We start from the raw sequence: 19,082 nt of genomic DNA on the forward strand, positions 1-19,082 counted from the left end.
CCGCGGCGTCACCCGGGGCCGCGCGTACCGCCATACGTCCCGTTCGGGAGTGAACAATGCGCAGAATCCTCACGTGGCTCGCCGCGGCCGTCATGGTCGTGTCGGCCAACGTGGTCGCGGCGCCCAGCGCGTCCGCCGCCACGTACACCCCACCCGCGCTCAGGCAGCGGGTCGACCTCAACTCGGGCTGGCGCTTCACCAAGGGCGACGTCGCCGGCGCCGAGGCCACCACGTTCAACGACAGCGCGTGGCAGCAGCTCAGCGTCCCGCACACCTGGAACGCCGCCGACGGCGCCGACGGCGGCAACAACTACTACCGCGGCGTCGGCTGGTACCGCCGGCACTACACCGTCCCGGCCGGCTTCGCCGGCAAGATGCTGTTCCTGCAGTTCGCCGGCGTTAACCAGGTCGCCGACGTGTGGGTCAACGGCACCTACCTCGGCAAGCACGCAGGCGGCTACGCCCGCTTCCGCTTCGGTGCCACCTCGGCGCTCAAGGTGGGCCAGGACAACGTCATCGCGGTCAAGGTGACCAACGCGCACAACGCCGACATCGCCCCGCTGTCCGCCGACTTCACGTTCTACGGCGGCATCTACCGCAATGTCAGCCTGCAGGTCGTCGACCCGCTCGCCGTGCGGATGCTCGATTCCGCCGGTCCCGGGGTGTACCTGCGGCAGCGGTCCGTCACCGCGGCGTCGGCGACCGTCGACGTGACGACGAAACTGTTCAACAACAACACCTCCAGCCGCTCGGTCGTCGTGCGCACCGTCATCACCGACGCGTCCGGCACCGTCGTCGCGGACCAGTCGTCGGCCGCCCGTACCGTGGCAGCCAACGCCGGCGTCGACGTGGTCTCCACCGTGACCATCGCCAACCCCCACCGGTGGGACGGGCTCGCGGATCCCTACCTGTACAACGCGAACGTCGAGATCCGTTCGTCGGGCCAGGTCACCGACGTGGTCACCGAACCCCTCGGCCTGCGCACCTTCGCCGTCGACCCGAACACCGGCTTCAGCCTCAACGGTCACGCGTACGACCTGCACGGCGTGAACCTGCACCAGGACCGCGCCGGCGCCGGCTGGGCCGTCAACGACACGCAGCACACCGCCGACTTCGACCTCATCCGCGAGATCGGCGCCACCACGATCCGGATGGCGCACTACCAGCACGACCAGAAGGACTACAACCTCGCCGACGAGCGCGGCCTCGTCGTCTGGGCGGAGATCCCGCTCGTCAACGACACCACCAACTCCGCCGGCTACACCGCGAACGCCCGGCAGCAGCTGACCGAGCTGATCCGGCAGAACTACAACCACCCGTCGATCGTCTTCTGGGGCATCGGCAACGAGCAACGCGTCGACAACGCCGCCACCAACACGCTGCTGGACAGCCTCGCCGGCCTGGTGGACGCCGAAGACCCGGACCGCGTCTCGGTCTACGCCAGCTGCTGCGTCAGCGACACCGGCGCCGTCAACAACCACGCCGAGGCCAGCGGCTACAACAAGTACTTCGGCTGGTACAACGGCTCGTACAACGACCTCGGCGGGAACCTGGACAGCCTGCACGCCGCCAACCCGTCCCGCAGGATCGCCCTGTCCGAGTACGGCGCCGGCGCCAACACCACGCAGCACGCCCTCAACCCGGCCGCGCCGAGCCCCGGCGGCCAGTACCACCCCGAGGAGTACCAGGCGCTGCTGCACGAGGCGACGTGGAAGCAGCTCGACGCCCGCCCCTACGTGTGGGGCACCTACGTGTGGAACATGTTCGACTTCGCCGCCGACGCCCGCAACGAGGGCAGCCAGCCGGGCATCAACGACAAGGGCCTCGTCACCCGGGACCGGCTGACCCGCAAGGACGCCTTCTACTTCTACAAGGCGAACTGGTCTTCCGCACCGACGGTGTACATCACCAGCCGCCGCTGGACGACCCGCACCACCGCGTCGACGGAGCTGAAGGTCTACTCGAACGCGTCGTCGGTCACCGCCACCCTCAACGGCGCCTCACTCGGCTCCCGGACCGCGCCCGACCACATCTTCAAGTGGACCGGCGTGACCCTCCGCCCGGGCGCCAACACCGTCCAGGTCACCGCCACCATCAACGGCACCCAGGTCACCGACACCGTGACGTGGACCCTGAACTGACAGCCCCTTCCGGCCGCTGCACCGTTCCCCGGTGCAGCGGCCGCGCTCCGGGTCGGGTCAGTCGACGTACCAGTCGAAACGGCGCGGCGGTCACGGGGCGCCCGGCCGACCTTGCCAATGGCCTAGAGTGCGTCGATGTGCTCCGCCACGCCGGTGAGGTCGACGGCGGCCAGGCGTTCGGGCTGGACGACTATCCGCAGCTCATCGGAGATCCGGCCGTGCCGGCTGCGGGCGACGAAGGAGCTCGCGATGAGCTTGAGAAGGTCGGACGGTGCCTGACGTTCCACGCGTGCGAGGCCGGTGCCGATCAACGGAATGGCGATCGGCCGTAGGCGCGGCCGAACGTGTTCATCGAACTGGGAATGTCGCTGGCGCTCCTGCCGCACCAGACGATCATGCTGCAGGCGGGTGCCATGCGGTTGCCGGCGGGTGCCATGCGGTTGCCGGCGGACCTCGCAGGGCTCAACTACATCCGCGTCACCGCGTCCGGCGACTGGTGCAACAAGCTTGCCGAGCGGCTGCGGACCGCGGGATGCCCGGTGGACCGTACCGGCACGGACTGGCAGCGCGCCAACCGGTTCGGAAACCTGGACGCCCACCGGCGTGGAGCCGACTACACGCGGACGCCGTAGCCGCGCAGTCCTCCGCCAGGCTCTGGCAGGATCGGGGGATGGACGACAGCGTGCCGTTCCGGTGGGACCTGGTCACGCCGGACCGGCTGGGGTCGTTGCTGGACGGGGTGGAGGCGCCGGATCTGTGGTTCCTCGACGAGCTTGTCGCGTGCGCCGGGAAGGTCGTGGCCCGCGGTGGCAACGGTGACCTGGTGTTCGTTGGGCGGTCGCTGGATTCGATGTACGACCTGCTCGGCGGGGCGCTCGGCGGCAGGGTGGGCCTGCGGCGGCTGCCGTTGTCGTTCGCGCGCCCGTCGGTGCGGCGGGGGCGCGGGTGGCGGCGGCGGGCGTTGACGCGGGCAGAGGTGGAGCAGGCCCGCCGGATCGTCCGAGGGGTCGAAGCGGCGCCGCGGGACCTGGCGCGCGGGCCGCGGCCGGTGACGTTTGTCGACGTGGTCAGCGAGGGCGGGACGTTCACCGAGCTGTACACGCTGCTGCGCGACTGGGTCGAGCAGGAGCGGGAGCCGTGGCCGGTGATCCGGCGCAAGCTGCGGTTCGTCGGGGTGACGCCGCGGCGGCAGACGAGCCCGAACGCGTACCGCTGGCAGCAGGACGACCGGCCGTGGACCCGTGAGCTGCCGGCCAGGGCAGTCGTCAACGTGTCGCTGGACGGGCGGGTGTGGTCGTACTTCGGGGACCACCAGACGAAGCTGACCCGGTCGTTCCGCCCCGAACGGTGGCTGGCCGGGGCGGACGGGCCCGACCGGGAGGAGCGGACCCGGGCGGCGCTCGCGGAGGCGGTGGCGCTCGTCCACTACGGTCGCAGCCGGGAGGGGCGCCGTGCGCTCGCCCGCGCCACCGCCGGTGAGCCCGCGCTCGCCGAGCCGTGGTTGCGCACCCTGGTCACCGCGCTGAACAACGGCTGATGCGACAGATTGGAACGGGGCATGCGGAACAAGATCGGGCAACCGTGGGGCGTCAGTGTCTACGGTACGGCGAGCGTGCAGGCGCTGCCGGAGCTGGTACGGGTCAAGTTCAAAATCATGAGTCTCGAGGAGACGCCCTCGGCGGCGTTCGACGTGGCCACCGCGGCGGTGACCGAGGTCCGGGCCGTGCTGCGCCGGCACGGCATCGCGGACGCGGCGGTGAAGGCGTCCCGGCTGAGCCTCGTGACGGCCACCAGGTACATCGACGGCACGAACCGGTTCGTCGGCTACCAGTGCGTGGCGGAGTTCGCCGTCGAGTCGGCGGACCTCGACGGGAGCCGGCAGCTGCTGGTCGATCTCGTCGCGGCGGGGGCCAACCAGATCGACGACGTCGACTTCGACGTCACCGGCAAGCAGGCGCTGCGGGCGCAGGCGCGGCGCAGGGCGGTCGCCGTCGCGCGGGCGAAGGCCGAGCTGTACGCGGAGGCGGCGGGTGTCCGGCTCGGCGCCGTGCTGCACATCGAGGACGTGGACCCGGAAGGGCCGGGCGTGGAGAAGTACCGCAGCCACGCCACCGACGCGGCCGACGCGGCCGCTCAGGACCTCGCCCCCGGCTATGTCGTCGTCAACGCCGCCGTGCTGCTCGGGTTCGCGCTACAGGGCGACTGACGGAGACCGCGGTGCGCGGCCCGCGGCGAGCAGTGCCGCTGTCGGCAGCGCGAGGTCGCCGCCGGAGTCGAGGAACGCGGCGGCGAGGCGTTCGTAGGAGCGCCGGGCCGCCGCGACCACGGCCGGGTCGGCGCCCGTGAGCGCCTCGCCGAGGGCGCCCATGCCGTTGGCCGGTCCGATCCACCACGTGTCGACGGAGGTGTGGTGGGTCCAGGTGACGGTCTCGCACGACACGTCCCGCAGGCCGGCGCCGGTGAGCAGGGCGGTGAGGCCTTCCTCGGTGCGCGGGAAGTCGAGCGGCGGTGGGATGATCGACGGCGCCGGGGTGAGTCCCACGGACGCCATGACGTCCGTCCACAGCCGCTGCAGCGGCGGCGACGGATGCGGCCAGACGGTGACGGCGACCCGCCCGCCCGGCGCGGTGAGCCGCACCAGCTCCAGCAGCGCCCGCCCGGGGTCGGGGACGTGGTTGACGACGAAGTTCGCGACGACCGTGTCGAAGGCGCCGTCGGTGAAGGGCAGCGACGGAAGCGCGGCCTCGACGACTTCAGCGGCGGTGGTGCTGCGGGCGAGGTCGACCATGCCCGGCTCCGCGTCGACCGCGGTGACCCGCCCGCCGCCGGCCACGGCGAGTGCCGCGACGGTGCCGGTGCCCGTGCCGACGTCGAGTAACCGGGAACCCCGGGTGAAACCGGCCGCCCGCAGCAGGAACGGCGCCGTGTGGGCGCACAGGTGCGCGTAGCTGTCGGCGAACGCCGCCGCGCGGCCGGTCCATTTCCCCATGCGGGAGAGCCTAGTCGGGGGCGTCGGACAGCAGTGTCTCGATGCGTTCGAGCAGGACGCTCGGCTCGAACGGCTTGACCAGGTAGTCGTCGGCGCCGGCGTCGAAGCCGGTGCTCACGTCCAGCCACTGGCCGTGCGAGGTGAGGATCAGCACCGGCATCAGCTCGGTGTCGGCGGTCCGGCGCAGCGCGCGGCAGACCTCGATGCCGTTGATGCCGGGCATGCTGACGTCCAGGATCGCCAGGTCCGGGTGCTCGCGGCGGGCGGTGTCCAGGGCGGTGCCGCCGTCGGCACAGGCGATGACGTGATGGCCGGACGTGTCGAGCAGAAACGTCAGCAGCTCCCGGATGGCGAGGTCGTCCTCGGCCACGAGCACCGTCGACATGCGCACCAACTTTCTGGAAGCTCCCGATCCGAGTATATGGACAAAACAGCTCAACTATGGTGGTTCCGGATGGACGGAGGCCGGGACGATGACCGCAGCGCCTGCGCCGCAGTACCTGCGGCAGCTGTCGCACGAGCTGCGCACGCCGCTCACCGGTATCCGCGGCTACAGCGAGGTGCTGGAGCAGGCGGGCCCGCTCACCGAGCGGCAGCGCCACATGCTCACCATGCTCAACTCCTGTGTCCACCGGCTCGACAGCCTCATCGACGACCTGCTGCTGTTCGCGGCGGTGGACGCCGGGGTCTACGGGCTCGTGGTCGAGGACCTCGACCTGCGCCGGCTGTGCGACCGCGCCCTGAAGGCGCACGCCGCGCGGGCCCGGCCCGGTGAGCCGCGGGTGCGCTGGGCCGACGAGGGCGGCAGCTGTGTCGTACAGGGGGATCCGAGACAGCTGGAGCATCTTGTCGTGGCCCTGCTCAACCACGCCGTGGGGTGCTTCGCCGGCTGCGACGAGCTGCTGGTCGCGCTGGACGGCGACGACACCCAGGTGCGGCTCACCGTCACCGCCGGCACCCAGCCGTGCCCGGCCGGCATCGTGGGGCTCGGGGTGGCCGTGGTGCGCGCCATCGCCGACCGGCACGGCGGGATCGTGACCACGAGCGACACCGAGCTGCGGGTCATGCTGCCGCGCACCGCGACGCCCGGCGACCGGGTGACGGTCCGGCCGATGCGGCGGGTCCGATGACGGTGGAGCGGCACCGCTGGTACGGCTCGATGGCCCTCGCAGCCGTGGTCCTCGTCCTCGGGGCGCTCGCCACGCTCGGCGTCACCGTCGTCATCAGCGGCAAGGAGCGGCGCTCGGCGCAGCAGGCGATCGACCGCCAGTCAGACCTCGCCGCCGCGGCCGTCGCCGGTGAGGTCCGCCGGTACGTCGACACGATCGACAACGTGGCGGCGGCGCTGGGCTCCCACGACGGGCTGAGCCCGCAGGAGTTCGCGCGGGCGACGGCGAAGGTGCCGGGGGAGGCCCTGGCGGGCGCGACGGCGCTCGTGTTCGTCGTCCCGGCCGGCGCCGCGGACGTCGCCACCGTGCAGGAGCAGTGGCGGGCGGCGGGCGCCACCGGGCTGACCCTGCGGCCCGCGGACGGCCTGCGGGAGCACTATTTCGGCGTGTACGCCAGGCAGCTGGACGGCAACGCGCCGCTCGCGGGCGGGACGGATCTCGGCGGCGACCCGGACCTCGCCGACGTGATGCGCCAGTCGCACCGGGCGGGCCGCGCGGCGGTGTCCAACGCGGCGCTGCTGGAGCCCGACGCGTCCCGGCCCGCGGGTGAGCAGCGCCGGACGCTCAGCCTCGCCACCCCCGTCACCGGGCCGGCCGGGGAGCTGCGCGGCTGGGTCGTGCTCGGCCTGCGCGGCGAGGGCTTCTTCGGCGGCGCGCTCGGCGAGGCCCTGCACCGGCGGGTGACCGCGACGCTGTCGGCCACCCAGACCGGCGGCGGGCTGCTGACGATCGCGACCGTGCACCGCCTGGCGACGCCCCGCGACGCCCTGCGCCGGTCCCAGGACATCGGGATCGCGCAGCGGCTGTGGCACCTGGAGGTGAGCGCCGACCCGCGCGACCTGCCCGGCGCCTACACGGACCGGCCCCTCGTCGCGACCGCCTCGGGTGCGGTGCTGACGGTGCTCGTGACGCTGCTGGTGTACCTGCTGTCGACCCGCCGCTCGAAGGCGATGATCCTGGTGCACGAGGCGACCGAAGAGCTGCGCGCCGCCGAACGCGAGGCGCGCAAGCAGGCCGCGCTGCAGCAGGCGATCCTCACCAGCCTCGGCGAGGGCGTCACCGTCGTCGGCGCCGACGGCCGGGTCCTGCTGCACAACCCCGCGGCCCGCCAGCTGCTCGGCACCGCCGGTGACCCGGACACCCTGGAGGACTGGCCGGCGCACTACGGCGCGTACCTGCCGGACCGTGCGACCCCGTTCCCCGCCGCGGAGCTGCCGATGGTGAAGGCGCTGCGCGGGGTGTCCGTCGACCGGGTCGAGATGGTCATCCGCAACGCCACCCACCCCGACGGGATCCTCGTCAGCGTCAGCGCCCGGCCCCTGGACCGCTCGGCGGGCGGGCCGCGCGGCGCGGTCGCGGTCCTGCACGACATCACGGCGCTGCGCCGGTACGAGACGGAGCTGGCTCAGTTCGCCGCGGTCGTCGCGCACGACCTGAAAAGCCCGCTGACCGCGGTGCACGGCTTCGCCGCCGTCGCCGCCGACGCCCTCACCGCGGCGGACCCGCTGATCGCCTCCGTCGCGCCGGTGGGGGGATCCCGTTCCGCCGCCGACGCGGAGCCGGAGAGCCCGGAGGTCCGGCGGGGCGGCCTGACCCGGTCGAGCACGGCGCGGGCCGCGGTCGAGCGGGTCCGGCAGGGCGCGATCCGGATGCGGTCCATCATCGACGACCTGCTCGCCTACACCACGGCCCGGGACGCGCCGCTCAACCTCACCGAGGTGGATCTGCGGGCGATCGTCGAGTCGGTGGTCGCCGAGCGGACCGCGCCGGTCCCGCCGGCGGACCTGGCGATGGCGTCCTCGGCCGGCCGCCCGCCGACGCCGGTCGTCCACATCGGCGACCTGCCCGAGATCAAGGCCGACCCGGGCCTGCTGCGCCTCGTCGTGGACAACCTCGTCGGCAACGCCATCAAGTACACCCCCGCCGGGCGCACCCCGCACGTGGAGGTCACCGCCGACGCCGGCCCCGACGGCATCCACCTCGTCGTCGCCGACCGCGGCATCGGCATCCCCGACGCCGAGAAGGCCCGCGTGTTCGAGTCGTTCTACCGCGCCCGCCCGGTCGACTACGGCGGCACCGGGCTCGGCCTCGCCATCTGCCGCCGCATCGTGGAGCGGCACGGCGGCTCGATCGCGGTCGAGGACAACCCCGGCGGCGGCACCCGCTTCCGGGTGACGCTGCCGCTGACCGCCGCCGCCGAGCCCGACCCGATCGCGGCGCTGCGCACCTACGGCACGTCCGGCGATGCCGGCTGGGAACGCCTCATGCGCCCCGGCGACACCACCGCGACCGCTACGCCAGGGACTGGTAGTAGGACTGCATCGACGGGTAGTAGTCGTTGAAGTCGGGCATCGCGGGGGTGCCGGGGGAGCGGGAGGCGACGAGCGCGTCGAGGTAGAACTCCCAGCCGGGTCCGACCTCGCCGATGCCGTCGGCGCTGGTCAGGTGGTGGACCAGCCGGAGTTCGGTGCTGGCGCCGGCGGTGCTGAGCAGCAGCTCCAGGTGCCATGAGCCGGCCGAGTCGGTGGTGGTCACCGTGAGGCGCCGCGGGGCGTCGCAGACCTCGACGCGGGCGTCGGACCAGGGGGCGCCCTCCTCCTGCACCAGCTGGATCTGGATGGCGCCGCCGGGGCGGCCGTCGCCCTTCCAGGGGCCGAACCAGCGGGCGGTGCGCTCGGGCTCGGTGACGCTGGCCCAGACGTCCTCGATCGGCGCGCGGAAGGTGCGGGTCACGACGAGGTCGCCGCCGGTCGGGGTCGGGGTCCAGGTGCCGTTGGGTGTGAGGGTCATGCGGTGCGTTCCTCTCCGGTGGGTGAACTGCGAAGGCGGTCGCGGCGGGTACGGTGCACCTCGGTCTCCAGTGCGTCCATGCGCTGCTGCCACACGGGCGGCACGGTGAACTGGGCGAGCCAGCCGGTGAGCTCGGCGAGGCGGGTGGGGTCCACGGCATAGAGGCGGCGCCGGCCGTCGAGGGTGTCGCGGACCAGGCCGCACTCGCGCAGCACGCGCAGGTGCCGGCTCACGGCGGGGCGGCTGATGGTGAACCTGGCGCCGATCGCCGCGGCGATGTGGCCGGCCGGCTGCGGGCCGGTCCGGAGCAGCTCGAGGACCGCCCGGCGGACCGGGTCCGCGATCGCTTCCGCCACATCGTCCACGCCCGGAAGTGTAACCTACGGGTTACACGATAGAACGCCTAATGCAGTCTGAAGTCTGGCTTAGGTGGCTTGACATCGAAGGATTCGAATCGGAACATCTGACAGGTAACTTACCTATCTAATGACGGAGGCGCCTCGTGAAGATTCCCGGCAGGCTGGTCGGCATCGGTGCCGCGGCCGTGCTCGTCGGCGGGGTGACGATCGCCGTGACCACCTACGGCGCGGAGGCGGCCGCCGAGACCCTGCTCTCGCAGGGCAGGCCCGCCACGTCGTCGTCCGACGAGACGTCCTCGCTCGGCCCGGGCAACGCCGTGGACGGCAACACCGGCACCCGCTGGGCCAGCGCCGAAGGCGTCGACCCGCAGTGGATCCGGGTCGACCTCGGCGCCACGAAGACCATCACGCACGTCAACCTCAGCTGGGAGGCGGCGTACGGCAAGTCGTACCAGATCCAGACGTCGGCCGACGGGAGCGCCTGGACCAGCATCTACAGCACCACCACCGGCAACGGCGCGACCGACGACCTCACCGGGCTCAGCGGCACCGGGCGTTACGTGCGGGTCCTGGGCACCGCCCGGGGCACGGCGTGGGGCTACTCGCTGTGGGAGTTCAAGGTGTACGGCACGACGCCGGGCACGACCCCCAGCGCGTCGGTGACGCCGTCCAGGACCCCCAGCACCAGCCCGAGCGCCGGGAAGGACCTCACCGACCCGCGCAAGAAGGACATCGCGATGCAGCTGGTGTCCAGCGCGGAGAACTCGTCGCTGGACTGGAAGGCGCAGTACAAGTACATCGAGGACATCGGCGACGGGCGCGGCTACACCGCCGGCATCATCGGCTTCTGCTCCGGCACCGGTGACATGCTCGAGCTCGTCGAGCTGTACGCGCAGCGCGTCCCGGGCAACGTCCTGGCGAAGTACCTCCCGGCGCTGCGCAACGTCGACGGCACCGCCTCGCACGCGGGCCTGGACCCGAACTTCACCAAGGACTGGAAGACCGCGGCGGCCGACCCGGCGTTCCAGACCGCGCAGAACGACGAACGCGACCGGGTCTACTTCAACCCGTCCGTCCAGCAGGCGAAGGCCGACGGGCTGCGGGCCCTGGGCCAGTTCGCCTACTACGACGCGATCGTCATGCACGGCCCCGGCAACAGCGCCGTCAGCTTCGGCGGGATCCGCCGGGCCGCGATGGCGAAGGCCCGCACCCCCGCACAGGGCGGCGACGAGTTCACGTACCTCAACGCCTTCCTCGACGCGCGGGTCGCGGCGATGAAGACCGAGGAGGCGCACAGCGACACCAGCCGCGTCGACACCGCGCAGCGGGTGTTCCTCAACAACCGCAACTTCGACCTCAACCCGCCGCTGAGCTGGAAGGTCTACGGGGACCCCTTCACCATCCCCGCCTAGTTCACGACTGCCTGGCGTCGCCGAGGATCGATGAGATCGCCTCGGCGGCGCCCGGCTTCGCGAACAGGTACCCCTGACCGAACTCGCAGCCGAGGTCCTGCAGCGTCGACCACTGCTCCTGCGTCTCGATGCCCTCGGCGACGGTCTGCAGCTGCAGCGCCCGGCCGAGCTGCACCACGGCCTCGGCGAGGGTGGCGTCGCCGTCCTCCGTGTCGATCCCGTCGACGAACGACCGGTCGATCTTCAGGATGTCGACGGGAAAACGCTTCAGGTACGACAGCGACGAGTAGCCGGTGCCGAAGTCGTCGATCGCCAGCCGGACCCCGAGCGCCTTGAGCCGGCCGAGGGTGTCGATCGTCGACTCGGTGTCCTGCATCAGCAGCGACTCGGTGATCTCCAGGACCACCTGTTGCGGGTTGACGCCGGTCTGGGCGAGGATCTGCCCGACCTCCTCGACGAGGCCCTCGTGCTGGAACTGCCGCGCCGACAGGTTCACGTTCATGCGGACGCGTTCCGCGGCCGGGAAGTCCGCGCACCACCGGGCGAGCTGCTCGCACGCCTGGCGCAGCACCCACCGGCCGAGCGGCACGATCAGCCCGGTCGACTCCGCCAGGGGGATGAACGCGTTGGGTCCCACCAGACCGCGCATCGGGTGCTCCCACCGTACGAGCGCCTCGACGCCGATCAGGCGGCTGGTCGGCAGGTCCACGATCGGCTGGTAGTGCACGACGAACTCGTTCTCGGCGAGGGCCCGCTCCAGCTCGGCGCGGTCGTCGGCCTCGCGGAGGATGTCGGCGTACATGGTGGGGTCGAACAGCGCGTAGCGGTCCCGTCCGGCGGCCTTCGCGGCGTACATCGCGAGGTCCGCGTTGCGCAGCAGCTCACCCGGGTCCGGGCCGTCGTCGCCCTCGCCGGCCTTCGCGGTCGCCACGCCGATGCTGGCGGAGCAGACGACCTCGCGGTTGCCGAGGCGCAGCGGGCGGCGGATCGCGGCGAGGAGCCGGTCGCCGAGGTCCATCGCCTCGATCTCGCTGACGTCCTCGACGAGGATCGCGAACTCGTCGCCGCCGAGGCGGGCGAGGGTGTCGGCGGCGCGCAGCTGCTGGTGCAGGCGCAGCGCGGTGGTCGCGATGAGCTGGTCGCCGGCGTTGTGGCCGAGGCTGTCGTTGACCAGCTTGAAGTCGTCGAGGTCGACCAGCAGCAGGGTGATCCGCCCGCCGCAGCGGCGGTTGCGGGCGATCGCGTGCTCGAGCCGGTCGCGGAACAGCGCCCGGTTCGGCATCCCCGTCAGCGAGTCCGCGAACGCCTGCCGGGTCAGCTCCTCCTCGAGCTCCTTGCGTTCGGTGATGTCCCTGATGCTGATGACGGCGGCTTCCAGGTCCGGGTCGTGCAGGCGGTTGGTGCCGATCACGTCGGCGTAGATCCAGGCGCCGTCGCCGCGGCGGATCCGCGACTCGACACGGGAGGAGGAGCCCGGCGCGCCGTTCGCGACGCGCAGCCACCACTCCATGACCACCGGCAGGAAGTCGGGGTGGGTGATGTCCATGAGCAGCTCGCTGGTGACGAACGACTGCTCGTAGCCGAGCACGCTGCGCACCGACGGGCTGGAGTAGGTGACGCCGCCGCCGGGATGCACGGCGATGACCGCATCGGAGGAGTTCTCCAGCAGCGCCTCGATCCGGCGTTCGGCGCTGAGCCGGGCCGTGTCCAGCCGCCGCCGGTTGCTGGCCGTGCGGGCGCAGAACCACATGACGCCGGCCATCAGGGCGAGGCTCAGCGCGGCGAGGGTACCGGTGACGGGCCGGTCCCTGGTGAGCACGAGCGTGACGTACCCGACGAGGGACGCCGCCCCGATGCCGATGACGGCGCGTTCGGTCGCGAGCGCCGCCGTGGACGCCAGGATCAGGGTCACCCCGGCGGGGTAGATGGCGAGCGCGGCGACGTCGTAGGCGGTGAACGCCAGCAGCACGGCCAGGTTCGCCACCCACCAGGCGACGAGGGCCTTCGGCAGCCACGGCCGGTCGACCAGGTCGCGCCACGGCAGGAACGCCATCGCCGCCTGGGCCACCGCGGCGAACCCGGTCAGCGCGACGAGCAGCGGCCCGCCCTGCCAGTCGAGGTGGACGCGGACCGCGCCGATGGCGATCACCCCGACGGCGACCCACGTGCCCAGCCGGATCTGGCGGGCCCGGTAGTCACCCTCGTGCTGTTCCAGCGCGTTCACCGACATGGTCCGTTGATCGGTGCGGGCCGGGTCATCCTGAGCCCGATCGCCGCCCGCCGCGGGTGCGGTACGGGAGCAGACGCGCTGACATTTGTCATCCGCCGCACGTGAACCACGCACCCGAAGCCGTGTGCGGCGGCACTACAGGCACCGCCGGAGGGCACGAAGACTGTCCATATGAGACGCAGACTTGTGCTGACCGCCGCCGCGTCGGCCGCCGCCGTCACCGCCCTGGCCACGCCGGCGGCCGCGGCCGGCGCGCCGTCCCTGCGAAGCGCGCGGCGCACCCGGCTGGTGCTGCCGGAGCCGACCGGACCGCACCGCATCGGCACCGTCGCGCTGCACCTCGTCGACCGGTCCCGCCCCGACCCCTGGGTCCCCGCCGAGACCGTCCGGGAGCTGATGGTCCAGGTCTGGTACCCGGCGCTGCCGGCGCCGTGGCTGCCGCGGGCGCCGTGGGTGTCGCCGAAGCTCGCCGAGCTGATCAACCCGGCCGGCTCCGGCGTCGAGCTGCCCCTCACCCACGCCCGCACCGGCGCGCCCGCGCTGCCCGGCAACCGGCCCGTCGTGCTGTACTCACCCGGCTTCGGCGTCGAGCGCACCGCGGGCACCGCCGTCGTCGAGGAGCTCGCCGGTCACGGGTACATCGTCGTCACCATCGACCACACGCACGACGCGCCGCTGGTCGAGTTCCCCGGCGGGCGGGTCGCGACCAGCGCGGTGCCGCCGCCCACGGGGGAGCCCGGCGAGGAGGAGACGCTGATCGCCAAGGCCCTCGCCGCCCGGGTCGCCGACACCAGGTTCGTCCTCGACTGGCTCGCCCGTCCGCAACGGGCGCTGCCGCCCGGGCTCTGGCACGCCATGAACCAGCGGCGGATCGGGATGATCGGGCATTCGCTGGGCGGTACCACCGCCGCGCAGACGATGCTGGAGGACCGGCGGGTCAGGGCCGGCGCCAACCTCGACGGCGCCATGTCGGGCCGGGTCATGACCGAGGGCCTCGACCGCCCGTTCCTGCTCGTCGGCTCCGACGGCCACGGCCGCGCCGACGACGAGACCTGGGCCGCGTTCTGGGCCCGGCTGCGCGGACCGCGCCTGGAGCTGCAGCTGCGGGGCTCCGGGCACCTGTCGTTCACCGACTACCAGGTGCTGCTCCCGCAGGCCGGCATCCCACCCGAGGACCTCACCGAGCAGTTCGGCACCATCGACGGCGCCCGGTCGGTGCGGGTGCAGCGCGCCTACCAGCTGGCGTTCGCCGACCGCTACCTCGGCGGCCGTCCCGGGGCCCTGCTCGACGGGCCGACGCCCGCGTTCCCCGAGATGCGGTTCCTCCCGTGACGGCCGCGGTCCAGGTGTACGGGGTGCGCCGCCGCTACGGCTCGTTCGAGGCGGTGCGCGGCGTGTCGTTCGACGTGGAGCGCGGCGAGATGTTCGCCCTGCTCGGCACGAACGGCGCCGGGAAGACCTCGACCCTGGAGCTCGTCGAGGGCCTCGCCCGGCCGGGCGCCGGCACCGTGCGGGTGCTGGGCCACGACCCGGTCCGCGACCGGTCCGACGTCCGCCCCCGCACCGGGGTCATGCTGCAGGAAGGCGGCTTCCCGCCCGACCTGACCCCGGCCGAGACGCTGCGCATGTGGGCGGGCACGCTGAAGGCCCGCGCCCGGGGCGTCGGCGAGGTCCTCGAGCTCGCCGGCCTCGACCACCGCGCCGACGTGCGGGTGCGGCAGCTGTCCGGCGGCGAACGGCGCCGCCTCGACCTCGCCGCCGCCGTCATCGGCCGGCCCGACCTGCTCATCCTCGACGAGCCGACCACGGGCCTGGACCCGCAGAGCCGGCACGACACCTGGCGGCTGCTGCGCGGGCTGCTCACCGACGGCGTCACGATCCTGTTCAGCACCCACTACCTGCAGGAGGCGCAGGAACTCGCCGACCGGGTCGCGATCCTGCACGCCGGCACGGTCGTCGCGACCGGCACCGTCGCCGAGGTCGTCGCCGCGTTCCCGGCCCGCATCTCCTTCGACCTGCCGCCCGGCCTCACCCTCGACGCCCTGCCCGACATCGTCGGCGCCTACGACAGCGGCGGCGGGCGGGTCACCGTCCACACGACGGCGCTGCAGACCGCGCTCACGACGCTGCTCACCTGGGCCGCCGCGCACGACGTCACCCTGACGGGCCTCGACGCCAGGTCCGCGACGCTGGACGAGGCGTTCCTGTCGATCGCGGGTGCCGCATGACGAGCCTGGCCCGCGCCGAGATCCTGCTGCTCGCCCGCAACCGGATCGCCGTGTTCAACGCCATGCTGCTGCCGGTGATGGTGTTCGCGCTGTTCCTCAACGGCGGCGGCGACGCGGCCCTGCTCATCGGCGTGCTCGGCTTCGTGCTGCTCGGCGTGCTCTATTACACACTGGTCAGCACGTACGTCGCTCGCCGCGAGGACCTGGTGCTCCAGCGGCTGCGCGTCGGCGTCCTGACCGACCTGGAGATCCTCGCCGGCACCGCGGGACCCGCCGTCGCCGTCGCCCTGGGACAGATGGTGCTGTTCGTCGCCGCCGGCGCGATCGCGTTCGGGCTGCCGGCCCCCGCGAACGCCCCGGTCCTGCTCGCCGGCGTCCTCGGCGGGACCGTCGTGTTCGCCCTGATCGCGGCGCTGAGCAGCGCCTTCACCCGCACCGTGGAGCTCGCGCAGGTGACCACGCTGCCGGTCCTGCTCGTCTGCCTCGTCGGCGCCGGTCTGACGGTACCGGTGGACACGCTGCCGCCCGGGATCGCCGGGACGCTACGGTGGCTGCCGCTGACCCCGACGCTGGACCTGGTGCGGCTCGGCTGGCTCGGCCGGCCGGGGGAGGGCGTCCTCGGCGTACTGCGGGCCGCTGCCGGGCCGGCCGGGCTGCTCGCGGCGTGGACGGTGCTCGGCTGGGTCGCCGTGCGACGCTGGTTCCGCTGGTCGCCGCGGCGATGAGAGACAGGGGGGCGGTTCGTTGATCGGGTGGTGGCGGCGGCGTGGGCAGGCCGTGCGGCTGGAGTGGTACGTGCGCGGCACCCTCTACGGGCAGCTCGTGGTCTCGCCGCTGCTCATCGGGGCCCTCGTCCAGCTCAGCGTCGGCACCACCGCCCTGGCCGTCCTCGTCGCCGGGTCGGTCGTGCACACCGTGGTGTGCCTGCGGCTCGCGCACGCCGGCATCAACGCCTACCTCGGGCTGCGCCCGCGGCCGACCGCCCTCGTCGTCGCCGGCGGCGCCCTGACCGCGGCCGGGGTCGCCGCCGGCTTCGCCGTCTACCCGCACGCGGACCCGGGCCACCCCGACGGGCCGGGCACCGCGATCCTGCTGATGCTGTCGGCCACCTACGTCGCCGCGCTGGCCGTCGCGGTCCGCCCCCGGTGGGCGGTCGCCGTCACGATCGCCCTGTGCGTGGCCGGCGGGCTCGTCTCCGGCGTCGGGTCCACGATCGCGCTCGGGGTCCTGCTGGTGAGCTTCATCTTCGCGTACCGGACCTCGCTGTGGATCCTCGGCCTGGTCCGGGAGCTGGACCGGTCCCGGCACGTGCAGGCCGGGCTCGCCGTCGCCGAGGAGCGGCTGCGCTTCGCCCGGGACCTGCACGACGTCGTCGGCCGTACGCTGTCGGTCGTGGCGTTGAAGGCCGAGCTCGCCGCGCAGCTCGCCCGCCGGGGCCGGGAGGAGGCGGTGGAGGAGATGCTGGAGGTGCGGCGCATCGCCCAGGACTCGCTCACCGAGCTGCGCGCCGTCGTCGGCGGCTACCGGGCCGCGGACCTCGACGTCGAGCTCGCCGGCGCCCGCGCCCTGCTCACCTCCGCCGGGATCGAGTGCCGGATCATCGGCGACGGCGCCGGTCTCCCGCCGCCGCTGCAGGGCGCGCTCGGCTGGGTCGTCCGCGAAGGCATCACCAACCTGCTGCGCCACAGCGAGGCCCGCACCTGCGTGATCACCCTGCGCACCCCGGCCGGCGCGGTGACCCTCACGATGACCAACAACGGCGTGCCTTCCACGGCGGCGAAGGTGGTCTTCGGCGGCGGGCTGATCGGCCTCACCGAGCGCATCACGGCGCTCGGCGGCACGGTGAGCGCGGCCCGTACCCCGCCCGACGGCTTCGAGCTGCTGGTCTCCCTGCCGGCTCTGGTGGTTTCGTGATCCGCATCCTGCTCGCCGACGACGAGCACCTGATCCGGGGTGCGATCGCGGCGCTGCTCGGGCTCGAGGAGGACCTGGAGGTCGTCGCCCAGGCCGCCACCGGCGCCGAGGCGCTGCGCCTCGCCCGCGCCCTGCACCCAGACGTCGCCGTCCTCGACCTGCAACTGCCCGACCTCGACGGCGTCACCGTCGCCACCACCCTGCACGCCGAGCTGCCCGCCTGCCGCACGATGATCGTCACCAGCCACGGCCTGCCCGGCCACCTGAAGCGCGCCCTCACCGGCGGTGTCCGCGGCTTCCTCGGCAAGACCGTCTCCGCCGAGGTCCTCGCCACCGTCGTGCGCACCGTCCACGCCGGCGGCCGCTACGTCGACCCCCAGCTCGCCGCCGAAGCCATCAGCGCCGGCGACAGCCCCCTCACCGCCCGCGAGGCCGACGTCCTCACCCTCGCCGCCGAAGGCGCCCCCGTCGACGAGATCGCCCGCCGCGCCGCCCTCTCCCCGGGCACCGTCCGCAACTACCTCTCCTCAGCCGTCGGCAAGACCGCCGCCGCCAACCGCCACGAGGCCGCCCGCATCGCCCGCTCCCGCGGCTGGATCTGAGCTCCCGTCAGGTCCTCAACTACTCGCCACAAGCCATCGAGAGGCGGAGCGCCGAGTGGATTCGGGATTTCAAGCCGAGATCGGCCGGCTGTGGTCCAGGCCGACACCGGACATGTGTCCTCCCGTACTGTCTGCTTTCATCGTCGATGTGAACGTCCGTGGACCGCAGGCAATGGACGTGTACGCCACGCGGCTGCGCGCCGGGATCGAGGCCGGTGTGACCACCGCCGCCGGCAGCTCGTTCGACGCCGATGAAATGTCCGAGGCGGCCGTTCCGGGATGGCTCGCCGAAGTGAGCTCGGCATCGCCGGTTCGCGCAGCCCTGCCGGAAGAGGTGCTCGGCGGCAGAAGCCTCTACGTGATTGCCCAGGAGCAGGAGGCCTGGTTGCTTCAGGATTGGCTGTGGGCCTTTGAGCCCCGGGCACGACAGTGGGCGTGGTGGGATGTGACGTCCGCCGGTGGAAGCTCCGCCCTGGTGTGGCTGGACGCGAACGGCGAATCGGCCTATCCCTGTGAAGACATCAGGTGGCTCACGTACGTGGCGGGCGCCGGCGCCGTTGCCGGACCGGCGGTTCTACCTGGGGTCGCCTGGGCCGGGCAGTCCTCACTCGGACTGCCGCCCATGACCGTCCTCACCGCGTCCGATCAACCGTAGGCTGTCGCGTCGGGGGTGCGTTCGATGGACGTCGGTGACGTCGTGGGCCGGATCGACCGCCTGGTGGGGATTCACCTGGACGGGTTCGAGGAGCGGTTCGGGTATCCGCCGGACGAGAACGGCGTCGTCCTCGCCGCTCCGGGCGGCGGCGTCGCGGACGCGCTCCGCGCGGCGTTCGGCGAGGGGACGGTCCCGGACGACTTGCTGGCGTTCTTCGCCGTCGTGGAACGGGTGTCGCTGCCCGACCTGTGGAACGCGTACTTCATCGGCCCCGCGTCCTGGACCGTGGCGATCCACGCCGCGCGGCAGCCGCGGTGGGTTCGTCTGCCGGGCGGCGCCGCCGAAGTGATGATGATCGGCTCCGACGGCAGCGGGACGATGTACGGCCTCGTCCCGTCCGACGGCGACGCCGTGTACAGCCTGCCGCAGGACCGGATCGACCGCGGGATCTACGAACCCACGAGCTACGGGTCGTGGGGGTTCACGAAGATCGCGGACGACTTCCCGGACCTGTTGGCACGCTTCGTCACCGGCCTGGAGGCGTACGTCGCCGGCGCCCCCGCGGGTCCGTTCGACTTCTGACCTGGGGGTCT

General features: G+C 72.8%; 20 protein-coding genes. 14 read left to right on the forward strand and 6 right to left on the reverse strand.

Features of this window, described 5'->3' with window-relative positions:
- Positions 1-56 precede the first annotated feature (56 nt).
- Positions 57-2,141 (forward strand): glycoside hydrolase family 2 protein, encoded by a 2,085-nt coding sequence (locus ACZ6TV_RS24190; RefSeq protein WP_465299501.1) that lies wholly within the window; start codon positions 57-59, stop codon positions 2,139-2,141.
- Between the two features lie 122 nt (positions 2,142-2,263).
- Here the strand turns inward: ACZ6TV_RS24190 and ACZ6TV_RS24195 are convergent, their stop codons facing one another.
- Complete coding sequence (locus ACZ6TV_RS24195; protein WP_465299502.1) at positions 2,264-2,527, reverse strand: macro domain-containing protein; 264 nt, start codon at positions 2,525-2,527, stop codon at positions 2,264-2,266.
- On the opposite strand from ACZ6TV_RS24195, the gene ACZ6TV_RS24200 reads away from it, so the two are divergent.
- From ACZ6TV_RS24200 to ACZ6TV_RS24210, 3 genes are read left to right on the forward strand one after another with little or no spacing between them, the layout of a single operon-like run.
- Positions 2,486-2,773 (forward strand): hypothetical protein, encoded by a 288-nt coding sequence (locus tag ACZ6TV_RS24200; protein WP_465299503.1) that lies wholly within the window; start codon positions 2,486-2,488, stop codon positions 2,771-2,773. The genes ACZ6TV_RS24195 and ACZ6TV_RS24200 overlap by 42 nt on opposite strands.
- A 38-nt stretch (positions 2,774-2,811) precedes the next feature.
- Positions 2,812-3,678 (forward strand): hypothetical protein, encoded by an 867-nt coding sequence (locus ACZ6TV_RS24205; protein WP_465299504.1) that lies wholly within the window; start codon positions 2,812-2,814, stop codon positions 3,676-3,678.
- 21 nt (positions 3,679-3,699) lie between these two features.
- The gene (locus ACZ6TV_RS24210) at positions 3,700-4,347 is read left to right on the forward strand and encodes an SIMPL domain-containing protein (protein ID WP_465299505.1); all 648 of its coding nucleotides are present in this window, start codon (positions 3,700-3,702) and stop codon (positions 4,345-4,347) included.
- Here the strand turns inward: ACZ6TV_RS24210 and ACZ6TV_RS24215 are convergent.
- Entirely contained in the window at positions 4,333-5,130 is a 798-nt protein-coding gene (locus ACZ6TV_RS24215; RefSeq protein WP_465299506.1) for a class I SAM-dependent methyltransferase, read from the reverse strand. The genes ACZ6TV_RS24210 and ACZ6TV_RS24215 overlap by 15 nt on opposite strands.
- A gap of 10 nt (positions 5,131-5,140) precedes the next feature.
- A complete protein-coding gene (locus ACZ6TV_RS24220) occupies positions 5,141-5,515 on the reverse strand; it encodes a response regulator transcription factor (protein ID WP_465299507.1) in 375 nt (124 codons plus the stop codon).
- An 88-nt stretch (positions 5,516-5,603) separates the two neighbouring features.
- Between ACZ6TV_RS24220 and ACZ6TV_RS24225 the strand changes: the two genes are divergently transcribed.
- Both ACZ6TV_RS24225 and ACZ6TV_RS24230 read left to right on the forward strand, forming a co-directional pair.
- Positions 5,604-6,260, forward strand: a complete 657-nt coding sequence (locus ACZ6TV_RS24225; protein ID WP_465299508.1) for a sensor histidine kinase — start codon at positions 5,604-5,606, stop codon at positions 6,258-6,260.
- The gene (locus tag ACZ6TV_RS24230; RefSeq protein WP_465299509.1) at positions 6,257-8,641 is read left to right on the forward strand and encodes an ATP-binding protein; all 2,385 of its coding nucleotides are present in this window, start codon (positions 6,257-6,259) and stop codon (positions 8,639-8,641) included. The genes ACZ6TV_RS24225 and ACZ6TV_RS24230 overlap by 4 nt, the downstream gene beginning before the upstream one ends.
- Here ACZ6TV_RS24230 and ACZ6TV_RS24235 read toward each other — a convergent pair.
- Together ACZ6TV_RS24235 and ACZ6TV_RS24240 are read right to left on the reverse strand one after the other, a co-directional pair.
- Positions 8,592-9,089: an SRPBCC family protein gene (locus ACZ6TV_RS24235; RefSeq protein WP_465299510.1), complete on the reverse strand. Its 498-nt coding sequence runs from the start codon at positions 9,087-9,089 to the stop codon at positions 8,592-8,594. The genes ACZ6TV_RS24230 and ACZ6TV_RS24235 overlap by 50 nt on opposite strands.
- Positions 9,086-9,454: an ArsR/SmtB family transcription factor gene (locus ACZ6TV_RS24240; RefSeq protein ID WP_465299511.1), complete on the reverse strand. Its 369-nt coding sequence runs from the start codon at positions 9,452-9,454 to the stop codon at positions 9,086-9,088. The genes ACZ6TV_RS24235 and ACZ6TV_RS24240 overlap by 4 nt, the downstream gene beginning before the upstream one ends.
- A 137-nt stretch (positions 9,455-9,591) precedes the next feature.
- Between ACZ6TV_RS24240 and ACZ6TV_RS24245 the strand changes: the two genes are divergently transcribed.
- Entirely contained in the window at positions 9,592-10,860 is a 1,269-nt protein-coding gene (locus ACZ6TV_RS24245; protein WP_465299512.1) for a chitosanase, read from the forward strand.
- 1 nt (position 10,861) lies between these two features.
- On the opposite strand, the gene ACZ6TV_RS24250 is transcribed toward ACZ6TV_RS24245, so the two are convergent.
- Positions 10,862-13,090, reverse strand: a complete 2,229-nt coding sequence (locus ACZ6TV_RS24250) for a putative bifunctional diguanylate cyclase/phosphodiesterase (RefSeq protein ID WP_465299513.1) — start codon at positions 13,088-13,090, stop codon at positions 10,862-10,864.
- Between the two features lie 171 nt (positions 13,091-13,261).
- Between ACZ6TV_RS24250 and ACZ6TV_RS24255 the strand changes: the two genes are divergently transcribed.
- The 7 genes from ACZ6TV_RS24255 to ACZ6TV_RS24285 all read left to right on the forward strand — a co-directional run bounded on the left by ACZ6TV_RS24255 (position 13,262) and on the right by ACZ6TV_RS24285 (position 19,071).
- The gene (locus tag ACZ6TV_RS24255) at positions 13,262-14,422 is read left to right on the forward strand and encodes an alpha/beta hydrolase family protein (protein ID WP_465299514.1); all 1,161 of its coding nucleotides are present in this window, start codon (positions 13,262-13,264) and stop codon (positions 14,420-14,422) included.
- On the forward strand, positions 14,419-15,318 hold the full coding sequence (locus tag ACZ6TV_RS24260) for an ABC transporter ATP-binding protein (protein WP_465299515.1): 900 nt from the start codon (positions 14,419-14,421) through the stop codon (positions 15,316-15,318). The genes ACZ6TV_RS24255 and ACZ6TV_RS24260 overlap by 4 nt, the downstream gene beginning before the upstream one ends.
- Complete coding sequence (locus ACZ6TV_RS24265) at positions 15,315-16,043, forward strand: ABC transporter permease (protein WP_465299516.1); 729 nt, start codon at positions 15,315-15,317, stop codon at positions 16,041-16,043. The genes ACZ6TV_RS24260 and ACZ6TV_RS24265 overlap by 4 nt, the downstream gene beginning before the upstream one ends.
- Positions 16,044-16,095: 52 nt before the next feature.
- Entirely contained in the window at positions 16,096-17,232 is a 1,137-nt protein-coding gene (locus ACZ6TV_RS24270) for a sensor histidine kinase (protein ID WP_465299517.1), read from the forward strand.
- Positions 17,229-17,834 (forward strand): response regulator transcription factor, encoded by a 606-nt coding sequence (locus ACZ6TV_RS24275; protein ID WP_465299518.1) that lies wholly within the window; start codon positions 17,229-17,231, stop codon positions 17,832-17,834. Before ACZ6TV_RS24270 ends, ACZ6TV_RS24275 begins: the two co-directional genes overlap by 4 nt.
- A gap of 172 nt (positions 17,835-18,006) precedes the next feature.
- Positions 18,007-18,489: a hypothetical protein gene (locus ACZ6TV_RS24280; RefSeq protein WP_465299519.1), complete on the forward strand. Its 483-nt coding sequence runs from the start codon at positions 18,007-18,009 to the stop codon at positions 18,487-18,489.
- Positions 18,490-18,513: 24 nt separating this feature from the next.
- The gene (locus ACZ6TV_RS24285; RefSeq protein WP_465299520.1) at positions 18,514-19,071 is read left to right on the forward strand and encodes a hypothetical protein; all 558 of its coding nucleotides are present in this window, start codon (positions 18,514-18,516) and stop codon (positions 19,069-19,071) included.
- The last annotated feature ends 11 nt before the right edge of the window (positions 19,072-19,082 follow it).

Source organism: Dactylosporangium sp. NPDC051087 (genome assembly GCF_055586325.1).

Coding starts and splice junctions, on each gene's coding strand:
- ACZ6TV_RS24250 (WP_465299513.1), bottom strand. CDS start 13,090: ATGTCGGTGAACGCGCTGGAACAGCACGAGGGTGACTACCGGGCCCGC.
- ACZ6TV_RS24280 (WP_465299519.1), top strand. CDS start 18,007: ATGGACGTGTACGCCACGCGGCTGCGCGCCGGGATCGAGGCCGGTGTG.
- ACZ6TV_RS24215 (WP_465299506.1), bottom strand. CDS start 5,130: ATGGGGAAATGGACCGGCCGCGCGGCGGCGTTCGCCGACAGCTACGCG.
- ACZ6TV_RS24230 (WP_465299509.1), top strand. CDS start 6,257: ATGACGGTGGAGCGGCACCGCTGGTACGGCTCGATGGCCCTCGCAGCC.
- ACZ6TV_RS24285 (WP_465299520.1), top strand. CDS start 18,514: ATGGACGTCGGTGACGTCGTGGGCCGGATCGACCGCCTGGTGGGGATT.
- ACZ6TV_RS24220 (WP_465299507.1), bottom strand. CDS start 5,515: ATGTCGACGGTGCTCGTGGCCGAGGACGACCTCGCCATCCGGGAGCTG.
- ACZ6TV_RS24225 (WP_465299508.1), top strand. CDS start 5,604: ATGACCGCAGCGCCTGCGCCGCAGTACCTGCGGCAGCTGTCGCACGAG.
- ACZ6TV_RS24210 (WP_465299505.1), top strand. CDS start 3,700: ATGCGGAACAAGATCGGGCAACCGTGGGGCGTCAGTGTCTACGGTACG.
- ACZ6TV_RS24205 (WP_465299504.1), top strand. CDS start 2,812: ATGGACGACAGCGTGCCGTTCCGGTGGGACCTGGTCACGCCGGACCGG.
- ACZ6TV_RS24265 (WP_465299516.1), top strand. CDS start 15,315: ATGACGAGCCTGGCCCGCGCCGAGATCCTGCTGCTCGCCCGCAACCGG.
- ACZ6TV_RS24190 (WP_465299501.1), top strand. CDS start 57: ATGCGCAGAATCCTCACGTGGCTCGCCGCGGCCGTCATGGTCGTGTCG.
- ACZ6TV_RS24235 (WP_465299510.1), bottom strand. CDS start 9,089: ATGACCCTCACACCCAACGGCACCTGGACCCCGACCCCGACCGGCGGC.
- ACZ6TV_RS24255 (WP_465299514.1), top strand. CDS start 13,262: ATGAGACGCAGACTTGTGCTGACCGCCGCCGCGTCGGCCGCCGCCGTC.